This window comes from Methylosinus sp., assembly GCF_036560965.1.
Classification (GTDB): domain Bacteria; phylum Pseudomonadota; class Alphaproteobacteria; order Rhizobiales; family Beijerinckiaceae; genus Methylosinus.
The window spans coordinates 1-11156 of sequence record NZ_DATBQF010000016.1; the positions used below are offsets into that span (position 1 = coordinate 1).

Annotated in this window: 9 protein-coding genes; 7 read left to right on the top strand and 2 right to left on the bottom strand. The window is 65.5% G+C overall.

All coding sequences use genetic code 11. From position 1 onward, the window contains the following. From cysS to cimA, 4 genes are all read left to right on the top strand, one after another. On the top strand, positions 1-1222 hold a 1222-nt coding region (gene cysS / locus VIF40_RS04010), incomplete at its 5' end, for a cysteine--tRNA ligase (RefSeq protein WP_331936230.1). 231 nt (positions 1223-1453) lie between these two features. After that, on the top strand, positions 1454-1588 hold the full coding sequence (locus VIF40_RS04015; protein ID WP_331936231.1) for a hypothetical protein: 135 nt from the start codon (positions 1454-1456) through the stop codon (positions 1586-1588). 2 nt (positions 1589-1590) lie between these two features. Continuing rightward, entirely contained in the window at positions 1591-2085 is a 495-nt protein-coding gene (locus VIF40_RS04020; protein ID WP_331936232.1) for a GNAT family N-acetyltransferase, read from the top strand. 6 nt (positions 2086-2091) lie between these two features. Beyond that, entirely contained in the window at positions 2092-3687 is a 1596-nt protein-coding gene (gene cimA / locus VIF40_RS04025; protein WP_331936233.1) for a citramalate synthase, read from the top strand. A 176-nt stretch (positions 3688-3863) separates the two neighbouring features. On the opposite strand, the gene VIF40_RS04030 is transcribed toward cimA, so the two are convergent. Continuing rightward, positions 3864-4469, bottom strand: a complete 606-nt coding sequence (locus VIF40_RS04030) for a TIGR00730 family Rossman fold protein (protein ID WP_331936234.1) — start codon at positions 4467-4469, stop codon at positions 3864-3866. 151 nt (positions 4470-4620) lie between these two features. Here VIF40_RS04030 and VIF40_RS04035 point away from each other — a divergent pair, with 151 nt between their 5' ends. After that, positions 4621-6531 carry an ABC transporter ATP-binding protein/permease gene (locus VIF40_RS04035; RefSeq protein WP_331936235.1) on the top strand — a complete coding sequence of 637 codons (1911 nt, stop codon included), beginning with the start codon at positions 4621-4623 and terminating at the stop codon, positions 6529-6531. A 6-nt stretch (positions 6532-6537) separates the two neighbouring features. Here VIF40_RS04035 and VIF40_RS04040 read toward each other — a convergent pair whose 3' ends face one another. Next, positions 6538-7767, bottom strand: a complete 1230-nt coding sequence (locus VIF40_RS04040; RefSeq protein ID WP_331936236.1) for an MFS transporter — start codon at positions 7765-7767, stop codon at positions 6538-6540. 112 nt (positions 7768-7879) lie between these two features. On the opposite strand from VIF40_RS04040, the gene VIF40_RS04045 reads away from it, so the two are divergent. Both VIF40_RS04045 and uvrB read left to right on the top strand, forming a co-directional pair. Beyond that, a complete protein-coding gene (locus VIF40_RS04045; RefSeq protein WP_331936237.1) occupies positions 7880-8368 on the top strand; it encodes a MarR family transcriptional regulator in 489 nt (162 codons plus the stop codon). Positions 8369-8435: 67 nt separating this feature from the next. Next, entirely contained in the window at positions 8436-10910 is a 2475-nt protein-coding gene (gene uvrB / locus VIF40_RS04050; protein WP_331936238.1) for an excinuclease ABC subunit UvrB, read from the top strand. Positions 10911-11156 lie beyond the last annotated feature (246 nt).

Below are 11156 nucleotides of genomic sequence, written 5' to 3' on the forward strand. Positions count from 1 at the left end.
GCCGATCATCGTCTTCGACGTGCTGTTTCGCCTGCTGCGCCATCTCTATGGCGCGGATCATGTGACCTATGTCCGCAACATCACCGACGTCGACGACAAGATCAACGCCCGCGCCGCCGAGCGCGGAATCACGATCCGCGAGCTGACCGAGGGCACCAATAAAATCTTTCAGGAGGATGTGACGGCGCTCGGCTGCTTGGAGCCGAGCGTGCAGCCGCGCGCGACCGAGCATATCGCCGAGATGATCGCGCTCATCGAGAGACTGGTCGCCGCCGGCCATGCTTACGCCGCTGACGGCCATGTGCTGTTCGACGTGCCGTCGATGGCGGATTACGGCCGGCTGTCGCGTCGTCCTCTCGACGAGATGATCGCCGGCGCGCGCGTCGATGTCGCGCCCTATAAGCGCGGCGACATGGATTTCGTGCTGTGGAAGCCCTCCAAGGAGAGCGAGCCCGGCTGGGACTCGCCCTGGGGACGCGGGCGCCCGGGCTGGCATCTCGAATGCTCGGCGATGTCGTGGAAGCATTTGGGCGAGGTCTTCGACATTCACGGCGGCGGCATCGATCTCGTCTTCCCGCATCACGAGAACGAGATCGCGCAGACGCGCTGCGCCTTCGGCCACGAGGCGATGGCGAATTATTGGATGCACAATGGATTCCTGCAGGTCGAGGGCGAGAAAATGTCCAAGAGCCTGGGGAATTTCGTGACCATCAATGAGCTGCTGCATACGGAGAATTTCGGCGGGCGGAAATGGCCCGGCGAGGTGCTGCGCCTCGCCATGCTGCGCACGCATTATCGCCAGCCGATCGATTTTACCGTGAAGGCGCTGGAGGAGGCGGAGGCGAGCCTGCGCAAATGGAGCGCGCAGATCTGCGGGGTCTCCGCCGATCCTTCGGCGTCCGGCGACGTTCTGAGCGCGCTCGCCGATGATCTCAACACGCCGCTCGCGCTGGCGTCTCTGCACGAGCTGGACGCCGCCGCGCTCGACGGAGCGTTGAAGCTCGTCGGCATCGATATTCGCGCCTATCGGCAATGGGTCGAAGGCGAGACCAGGCAGGCTGTGGATGCGGAGCAGGTTTCCTCGCTGATCTCGACGCGCCTCGCCGCCCGCGCGGCAAAAAACTGGGCCGAGTCCGACCGCATTCGCGACGCGCTCGCGGCGATGGGCGTCGCGCTGAAGGACAATAAGGACGGCACGACGACATGGGAGGTGAAGCGATGACGCTTCATCTTTCTCGAACACTATCCAACCACCTCGACGCGCGTCTCCTTCTCCCGCTCTGCGGGAGAAGGTGGCCCTCGCGTCAGCGAGGGTCGGATGAGGGCTCGCTGCGGCGGCGGGAGTCGTTGGTTATGTTCACGGACCCTCATCCGACCTCGCTTTGCGAGGCCACCTTCTCCCATAAATGGGAGAAGGAGACATGCGCGGAGACCGCGAGAGGAGACAACGCCCATGCTTAAAAACGACTGGCGCAGATTTCTTCCCTTTCCCGGGCATTGGGCGTCCTATCTCGTGTTCAAGCTCCTCATCCTCGCGCTCGCCGCCATCGCCGCCTGGCATGTGCTCGCGGCGTTCGAGATCATCTAGCCATGGCGCGCGCGGCATCCGTCCCGGGCCTGCGGCCCTTTCTGCCGACCGACGCGCCTCGGCTCGCCGCTCTGTTTCGCGCCAGCATCGAGACGCTCGCGGCGGAGGATTACGGCGAGGATCAGCGCGCCGCTTGGGCCGCCGTGGCCGATGACGCCGAGGCTTTCGCGAAAACGCTCGCGGGAGCGCTCACCCTGGTCGCCACGCTCGACGGCGAGCTCGCGGGCTTCGCCAGCCTGCGCGAGAATAAATTCTTCGACATGCTCTACGTGCATCCGCGCGCGGCGCGGCGCGGCGTCGGCTCGGCGCTCGCCGATGCGTTGGAAAAGCTCGCCGCCGCGCGCGGGGCGAAGGAGATCAGCGTCGACGCCTCCGACGCGGCGCGCGATTTCTTCGCCGCGCGCTTCTATGTCGCCTATCAGCGCAACATGCGCGAGCTGCGCGGCGAATGGCTCGGCAACACCACGATGAAGAAGCAACTCGAACGCAAGGCGTAGGACGCGATGACACGGGAAAGGCTGACGCTCTTCGACACCACGCTGCGCGACGGCGCGCAGACGACAGGCGTCGATTTTTCGCTCGCCGACAAGCGCCATATCGCCGCTCTGCTCGACGAGCTCGGCCTCGATTACATCGAGGGCGGCTATCCCGGCGCCAATCCGCTCGACACGGAGTTTTTCGCGAAGCGCCCGCCGTTGAAGGCGCATTTCACCGCCTTCGGCATGACGCGGCGGCAGGGACGCTCGGCGTCGAACGATCCCGGCGTCGCCGCTCTGCTCGACGCCGATTGCGATTGCGTGACCTTCGTCGCCAAGGCCTCGGATTATCAGGTGCGCGTCGCGCTGCGCTCGACGCTTGAGGACAATCTCGACGGCATTCGCCAATCCGTCGCCGCCGCCGTCGCGCGCGGCAAGGAAGCGCTCGTCGATTGCGAGCATTTCTTCGACGGATACAAGGAAAACCCCGATTATGCGCTGGCCTGCGCCAATGCCGCTCACGAGGCCGGCGCGCGCTGGATCGTGCTCTGCGACACCAATGGCGGCTCGCTGCCGCATGAGGTCGAGCGCATCGTGTCCGAGGTCGCGCGCATCATTCCGGGCGAAAAGCTCGGCATACATGCGCATGACGATACGGGGCAGGCGGTCGCCGTATCGCTGGCCGCGGTGCGCGGCGGCGCGCGGCAGATCCAGGGCGCGCTGAATGGGCTCGGCGAGCGCTGCGGCAACGCCAATCTCACGACGATCATCGGCACGCTGCTGCTCAAGAGCGAGCTTTCCGAGCGCTTCGAGATCGGCGTGACGCGCGACAGCCTGACGCATTTGACGCGCACGAGCCATGCGCTCGACGAATTGCTCAATCGTGCGCCCAACCGCCATGCGCCCTATGTCGGCGCCGGCGCCTTCGCCACCAAGGCGGGCATTCACGCCTCCGCCGTGCTGACCGATCCGCGCACCTATGAGCATGTGCCGCCGGAGAGCGTCGGCAATCAGCGCCGCGTGCTGGTGTCGGATCAGGCGGGCAAATCCAACATCGTCGCCGAGCTGGAGCGATTGGGAATCAAGCTGGCGAAGGACGATCCGCGGCTCACGCGCCTGCTCGACGAGGTGAAGGAGAAGGAGGCGCAAGGCTACGCCTATGAAGGCGCCGACGCCTCCTTCTATCTGCTCGCCACGCGCGTGCTCGGCGAGGTTCCGCATTATTTCGACATTGAGCGCTATAGCGTCGCCGTGGATCGCCGCTTCGGCGCCAATATCGGCGCGGAGGAGGCGGGCGCCGAGGCGATCGTCAAGCTGCGCATCGACGGCCGATCGACGATCTCCGCCGCCGAGGGCAATGGCCCGATCAATGCGCTCGATGTCGCATTGCGCAAGGATCTCGGCAAATATCAATCCTTCATCGAGGATGTGAAGCTCGTCGATTATCGCGTGCGCGTGTTCCAGGGCGGCACCGATGCGGTGACGCGCGTGCTCGTCGAATGCGCGGACGCCAAAGGCGAGATATGGTCGACCGTCGGCGTCTCGCCTAATGTCGTCGACGCGTCATTCGAGGCGCTCGTCGACGCCATCGTCTATAAGCTGGTGAGGTCCGGCGCCGTCTAGCCGTTCCTTCCTTCTCCCGCTCGCGGGAGAAGGTGGCTCGACGAAGTCGGGTCGGATGAGGGCTGCTTCGGTTCGCCGAAAATTCGTCGAGGTCGTCGCGGCGGAGCCGGCCCTCATCCGACCTCGCTTCGCGAGGCCACCTTCTCCCATTTTATGGGAGAAGGAAGTGCGCGCCTTCAGAAATGCTGCTCGATGGCTTTCTCGTCGCCTTCGAGCTTGGCGACGCGCGTCGTGCGCAGCATGGGGATCACATCCTCTATGCGCTCGGCGACCATGTAGCGCACCTCATATCCAGAGCGGATGAAGCCGGCGTTGCGCATATGCGCGAACAGCGACAGAAGCGGCTTCCAGAAACCGTCAATGTCGGCGATGACGAGCGGCTTGCTGTGGCGGCCGAGCTGGATCCAGGTCAATTGCTCGGTCAGCTCCTCGAGCGTGCCGATGCCGCCGGGAAGCGCCACGAAAGCGTCGGACTTCTCGAACATCAGACGCTTGCGCGTATGCATGTCGGGCACGACCTGCAGATCGGTGACGGAGGAGAGCGCGATCTCGCGCTCGTCGAGAAAGCTCGGAATGATTCCGGTGACCTTGCCGCCTTGCGCCAGCGCGGCCGTCGCGACGGCGCCCATGAGGCCGCAGGAGCCGCCGCCGAAGACGAGCTCTATGCCCTCGCGCGCCAGCGCGGCGCCCAGCGCTTCCGCGGCGTGGACGAAGACGGGATTGTCGCCGGTCGAGGAGCCGCAATAGACGCAGACACGTTCGATTTTTCGAATATCGCTCATTTTCATTTGATGGCCCGCCCGAGCACCCGCGTCAAGGCCGCTCGGCGCCGGCGGCGTGAGCGGAGCATTGGTGCGTTGGCGCTTCAAACCACCTATATGAAATCCAGATGTCATTTCGGCGCCTCCATGGGCGGGAACTGGAACGAGGCTAATGCGACAGACGGACGGGGAAGAAGAGCAGGCTTCGGCGCAGGTTTCGGTACATGGAGCGGTCGAGGAGCTCGAAAAGCCGCTTCGCCGAGAGTCCATCGTCGAGACTGTTCGCAGCCTCTGGCCCTATATATGGCCGAAAGGGCGGCGCGACCTCGAGAGGCGCGTGATTATCGCGCTGGCTCTGCTGATCGTCGGAAAATTGGTGAATATGGCCGTTCCTTTCGCCTTCAAATGGGCGGCGGACAGCCTGACGGCGGACGTCGCCGTCTCGACCATCCTCGGCGGCGCCGTCGGCTTCACCATTCTCTATGGCGTGCTGCGCGCGCTCTATGCGCTCTTGACGCAGGCGCGCGACGCCCTGTTCGCGGCCGTCGCCATGCATGCGGTGCGGCGGCTCGCCAATCACGTCTTCGTGCATATGCATCAATTGTCGCTGCGCTTTCACATCGGTCGCAAGACCGGCGGCCTCACCCGCGTGCTGGAGCGCGGCCGCGACGGCATAGAGACGCTCACGCGGCTCATCATGTCGACGGCGGTTCCGACCATCGTCGAATTCGCGCTGGTCGTCGGCGTGCTCGTCGTGCAATTCGATTGGGATTATGCGCTCGTCGCGGCGGCGACGATCGCGGCCTTCCTGCTCTACACGCTGATCGCCACCAATTGGCGCATCGCCATTCGGCGCTCGATGAACGAGAGCGACGTCGACGCCAATGTGAAGGCGATCGACAGTCTCTTGAACTATGAGACGGTGAAATATTTCGTCGCCGAGCGGCGCGAGGCGGAGCGCTACGACAAATCCATGGCGATCTACGAGAACGCCAGCATACGCTCCTATATCTCGCTCGCTCTGCTGAACGCCGGGCAGGCGGTGATCTACACGATCGGCCTCGCGGTGATCATGATCCTCTGCGCGCAGGGCGTGCGCAGCGGGCGCAACAGCGTCGGCGATTTCGTGCTGGTCAACGCCCTCATGATCCAGCTCTATCAGCCGCTCAATTTCATGGGCACGCTCTATCGCGAGACGCGACAGGCGATCGTCGACATCGAAAAAATGTTCGCGATCTTGTCGCAGCCGCCGGAGATCGCCGATCGTCCCGGCGCGCCCGACCTCGAGGTTCGCGAGGGGCGCGTCGTCTTCGACGACGTCGTCTTCGCCTATGACCGCGAGCGGCCGATCCTGCAGGGCGTGAGCTTCACCGCGGAGCCCGGCGCGACCATCGCGATCGTCGGTCCTTCGGGCGCCGGAAAGTCGACGATCTCGCGGCTGATGTTTCGCTTCTACGAGCCACAATCGGGCTGCATAACCATCGATGGGCAGGATATTTCCGCGGTGACGCAGCACTCGCTGCGTGAGGCGATCGGCATGGTGCCGCAGGATACGGTGCTGTTCAACGACAGCATCGCCTATAATATTCGCTATGGCCGCTGGAGCGCGAGCATGGAGGAGGTGCGCGAGGCGGCGCGGCTGGCGCAGATCGACAGCTTCATCCGATCGCTTCCCGATGGCTATGAGGCGCAGGTCGGCGAACGCGGGCTGAAGCTCTCGGGCGGCGAGAAGCAGCGCGTCGCCATAGCGCGCACCATTCTGAAAGGCCCGCCTCTGCTCATTCTCGACGAGGCGACATCGGCGCTGGACAGTTTTACCGAGCAGGAGATTCAAGAGGCGCTGGCGCGCGTCTCGCGCGGCCGCACGACGCTGGTCATCGCGCATCGCCTGTCGACAGTGGTGGATGCGGATGAAATCCTGTTCCTCGATCGCGGCCGCATCGTGGAGCGGGGCGCGCATCTGCAATTGCTGGCGAAGAACGGCGCCTATGCGGCCATGTGGCGCCGTCAGCGGCAGGCGGATGAAGAGGGCTCGCGGAGCGGCGAGGCCGAGCGACGCGAGACGGCGGAGATGCCGGCGTGAACGCCATCAAGGCGCCGCGCCGGGAACTTTGCTCAGGCGACTTTGCGGAGAAAAACGCATTGCGATGGCGATCGTCAGAAAGACGCCGACCGCCATCGCCTCCCAGGCCCCGGTGAGATCGGCGAAACGGTCTCGTAACGCGCCGGCGACGAAGGGCGTCAGGCTGGCGATGACATATCCGCCTCCCTGGACGAAGGCCGCGAGCTCGCCGGCGCGGGCCGGATCGTCGACATGATCGAGCGTGACGATCAAGGACAGCGGAAACAATGCGCCGAGGCCGAGCCCCAGCAGAACCGCCGCTGGCCATGCGAGCGACAGAGGCGCGACGGCCACGCAGATCAATCCCGCCGTTATGCTCGTCAGCACGACGACGAGCGGCCCGCGGCGATCGGGAAAGCGCGCGATGAAAGCGGAGACGGCGAGGCTCGCGGCTACTTCCGCGAGAGTGACGCCGGCGAGCAGATAGCCGCTATAGGCGTGGCTCTGGCCGAGGCTCGTGTAATAGGGCGGCAGCCAGGCGAGGACCAGCGTGAAGGCGCCAGTGCCGACGCCGAAAAACAGCATCAGCGTCCAGGCGCGGCCATGACGCCATAGCGGCTCCGTCGTCTGGCTCACGCCACGGCCTGCGCCTCTCGTGGGGAAAGGGAGCATCGACCAGACGAGCGTCGCGATGAGCGCCGGAATCGACCAGATCGCCAGCGCGGAGGGCAGGCCGAAGTCGCGCTCCAGCCCGGCCGCGGTGGCGGCGGCCAAAGCCACGCCGCTCATGATGCCGGTGGTGTAGAGCCCCATGACGCGGCCGGCGCCGACGCCGAACCGCCCTTTGATAAAACCGGGCAGAAGGGCCTGCACGATCGCGACGCCGAGGCCCGCCGTCGCGGCCGTCGCCAGCATTCCGGCGGCGTCGTTCCAGGCCGATCGGCTCGCGCAGGCGAGGGAAATGATCGCGATCCCGATTGCGACGCCGGTCTTCGCGCCGAGAAGCTGCGTCAGACTTCGTCCTGCGAATGCTCCGACGCCCATGAGCAGCACCGGCAAGGTGGTGAGCAGTCCGGCTTGCGCCGAGGTCAGCCCCGCGGAACTTTCGATAATGTCGAGAATCGGGCCCAGTCCGGCCATCACCGGCCGGAGATTGAGCGCGAGGCACAGGATCGCGATCAGCGCGAAAACATGCCCCTCGTTTCGGGCGCGGGTTTCGGAAGCGGCGGTGGTCGCGCTATCGGCTGGGACGGTCATGGGTTCGCTCGCGATTTTCGTGGGGCAAGGCGCGCTTGCGGCAAATTCCTTCGACGAATAATATCTCTGCGACAAGTATCTTGATGTCAAGATAAATAGACGGGCTCGCAAAATGGACCAGGACCGCGCCGCGCAGGCTTCCCGACAATGGGCTCGCGAACGGCCCGATTTGGATGCTTTTCCAATGGAGGCGCTGGGCCGGCTGCTCGAGCTGGCGACGCGGATCTCGCGCGATCGGCTGGCTCCCGTCTTTGCCGCTTTCGGCTTGCAGAGTGGCGATTTCGATGTAATGGCGACGCTCCGCCGCGCCGGCGAGCCTTATGCCCTGACGCCGACGGCGCTCTATGAGGCGATGATGATCTCATCCGGCGGCATGACAGCGCGTATCGATCGGCTGGAGAAAGCGGGCCATGTGGCGCGCGTCAAGCATCCGACGGATCGGCGCGCCGCGCTGGTGGCCCTGACCGAGCAGGGGAAGTCGCTGATCGACGAGGTTCTGCCGGGACATGTGCGGGCCGAAGCGGCGATCCTGTCGGCGCTGACGGAAGACGAGCAGAAGACTCTCGATCGCCTGCTCGCCAAGCTTTTGGGCGGCCTGTAGCGCGGCGTCGCCGGAGGGCGTTTCTTCGCGCTTCCATCCTCGCGATTCCGGGGCCATATTCGCAGCCATGCCCTCTCCACCCAAAAAGCCGAAAAACCCCGCGAAGCCGACTCGCGCCAAGGCCGCCAAGCCCGAGGTGTCGCCGATCGCGCCGCATCTGCAGGCGCTGCTCAATCCCGGCCTCGCCGAGCGGCAGGCCGGCTTCGAGGAGGCGGGGCAGTCGTCCTATGACGCCGGCGCGGCGACCGGCGTCGAAGATGAGCCGGCCGGCCGGCTCGATCTCGGCGGCGCGGGCGGCGTCGCGGCGACGATGGAGAGCCTCGAGCAATTGTTGAAGCTCGGCGATCCTAATCTGCGCGAGAAGCAGCCCTGGACGCCGCATCGGCCGGAGCGGCCGCAAAAGAGCGAGGGCGGCGTCAAATTCGACCTCGTTTCCGAATATCAGCCGCGCGGCGACCAGCCGCAGGCGATCGTCGAGCTGGTCGCCGGCATAGAGGCGAATGAGCGCGATCAGGTGCTGCTCGGCGTCACCGGCTCCGGCAAGACTTTCACCATGGCGCAGGTGATCGCGCGCACGCAGCGGCCAGCGCTGGTGCTGGCGCCAAACAAGACGCTCGCCGCGCAGCTCTATGGCGAGTTCAAGAGCTTTTTCCCCAATAACGCCGTCGAATATTTCGTCTCCTATTACGATTATTATCAGCCCGAGGCCTATGTTCCGCGCACCGACACCTATATCGAAAAAGAATCCTCGGTGAATGAGCAGATCGACCGCATGCGCCACGCCGCCACGCGCTCGCTGCTGGAGCGCGACGACGTCATCATCGTCGCGTCGGTCTCCTGCATCTACGGCATCGGCTCGGTCGAGACCTATACGGCGATGACCTTCACCCTGGAGCCCGGCCAGAAGCTCGACGAGCGCAAGCTGATGGGCGACCTGGTGGCCCAGCAGTACAAGCGCAACGACCAGGCCTTCGAGCGCGGCACCTTCCGCCGGCGCGGCGACACCATCGAGATCTTCCCCGCCCACTACGAAGACCGCGCCTGGCGGATCAGCCTGTTCGGCGACGAGATCGAGGCGATCACCGAGTTCGACCCGCTGACCGGCAAGAAGACCGCCGACCTGAAGGGCGTGAAGATCTACGCCAACAGCCACTATGTGACGCCCAGGCCGACGCTCAACCAGGCGATCGTCTCGATCAAGGACGAGCTCAAGGAACGGCTCGACTGGCTGGTGGCCAACGGCAAGCTGCTGGAGGCGCAACGGCTGGAGCAGCGCACCACATTCGACCTGGAGATGATCCAGGCGACCGGCTCCTGCGCCGGCATCGAGAACTACAGCCGCTACCTGACCGGCCGCCGGCCCGGCGAGCCGCCGCCGACCATGTTCGAATATGTGCCCGACAACGCCCTGCTGTTCGTCGACGAGAGCCACCAGACCATCCCGCAGATCGGCGGCATGTACCGCGGCGACTACCGGCGGAAATTCACGCTCGCGGAATACGGCTTCCGCCTGCCCTCCTGCATCGACAACCGCCCGCTGAAGTTCGAGGAGTGGGACGCCATGCGGCCGGACACGGTGCATGTGTCGGCCACCCCCGGACCCTGGGAGATGGACCGCACGGGCGGGGTGTTCACCGAGCAGGTGATCCGCCCCACCGGCCTGATCGACCCTCCCGTGGAGGTGAAGCCGGTGGCGGCCGGCGGCTTCAGCCAGGTGGACGACGTGATCGACCAAGTCCGCCAGGTCGCTCGGCAGGGCTACCGCGCGCTGATCACCGTGCTGACCAAGAAGATGGCCGAGGACCTCACCGAGTACATGCACGAGCAGGGCCTGCGCGTGCGCTACATGCACTCCGACGTCGACACCCTGGAGCGGATCGAGATCATCCGCGACCTGCGGCTCGGCGCCTTCGACGCCCTGGTCGGCATCAACCTGCTGCGCGAGGGCCTGGACATCCCCGAGTGCGGCCTGGTCGCCATCCTCGACGCGGACAAGGAGGGTTTCCTGCGCTCCGAGACCAGCCTGATCCAGACGATCGGGCGGGCGGCGCGGAACGTGGACGGCCGGGTGATCCTCTATGCCGACCACATCACCGGCTCGATGGAACGCGCCATGGCCGAGACCAAGCGCCGGCGCGAGAAGCAGGAGGAGTGGAACGCCGCCAACGGCATCACGCCGGCCAGCATCAAGAGCAGCATCAAGGACATCCTGGCCAGCCACTACGAGAAGGACCGCGTCACCGTGCCGGTGGGCGTGGCCGAGGAGGCCGGCAAGGCCTTCCTGGGCGACAACTTCAAGACCACGCTGAAGGACCTCGAGGGCCGCATGCGCGCCGCCGCCTCCAACCTGGAGTTCGAGGAGGCCGCCCGCCTGCGCGACGAGATCAAGCGCCTGAAGCTGCTCGACCTGGAGTTCGCCAACGACGTGCTGACCGGCTCCGGCGAGGCGGTGGACCGCGGGGTGGTGAAGCGGGTGCGCGCGGAGGCCAAAGCCGAGGCCGACGAACGCTTCCGCAAATCCCGGCTCGGCCGGCGGCGGTAGAGCGGCAAGCTCGCCACTCAAGCTAGGATCGTCATGGCCGGGCTTGTCCCGGCCACACATACGCGCCGATGTGGCCACCAAAGGCGTGGTGGCGCCGCCGTGACTCTCGCTGGCGCTACCGGTGTTTATGGGTCCCCGGGACAAGCCCGGGGATGACGGTCATTCTTGATTGGCCTCACCCCAATGCGGCCGATCCACGAGACAGAAGTCGCAGACTGCCCCCCGTTTTCGCGGGTACGCGAGGCA

Excerpts from the sequence above, each read along its gene's own strand:
- VIF40_RS04030 (WP_331936234.1), bottom strand. The coding sequence starts at position 4,469 with ATGAGCGATATTCGAAAAATCGAACGTGTCTGCGTCTATTGCGGCTCC.
- VIF40_RS04020 (WP_331936232.1), top strand. The coding sequence starts at position 1,591 with ATGGCGCGCGCGGCATCCGTCCCGGGCCTGCGGCCCTTTCTGCCGACC.
- VIF40_RS04045 (WP_331936237.1), top strand. The coding sequence starts at position 7,880 with ATGGACCAGGACCGCGCCGCGCAGGCTTCCCGACAATGGGCTCGCGAA.
- VIF40_RS04035 (WP_331936235.1), top strand. The coding sequence starts at position 4,621 with ATGCGACAGACGGACGGGGAAGAAGAGCAGGCTTCGGCGCAGGTTTCG.
- VIF40_RS04040 (WP_331936236.1), bottom strand. The coding sequence starts at position 7,767 with ATGACCGTCCCAGCCGATAGCGCGACCACCGCCGCTTCCGAAACCCGC.
- uvrB (WP_331936238.1), top strand. The coding sequence starts at position 8,436 with ATGCCCTCTCCACCCAAAAAGCCGAAAAACCCCGCGAAGCCGACTCGC.
- VIF40_RS04015 (WP_331936231.1), top strand. The coding sequence starts at position 1,454 with ATGCTTAAAAACGACTGGCGCAGATTTCTTCCCTTTCCCGGGCATTGG.
- cimA (WP_331936233.1), top strand. The coding sequence starts at position 2,092 with ATGACACGGGAAAGGCTGACGCTCTTCGACACCACGCTGCGCGACGGC.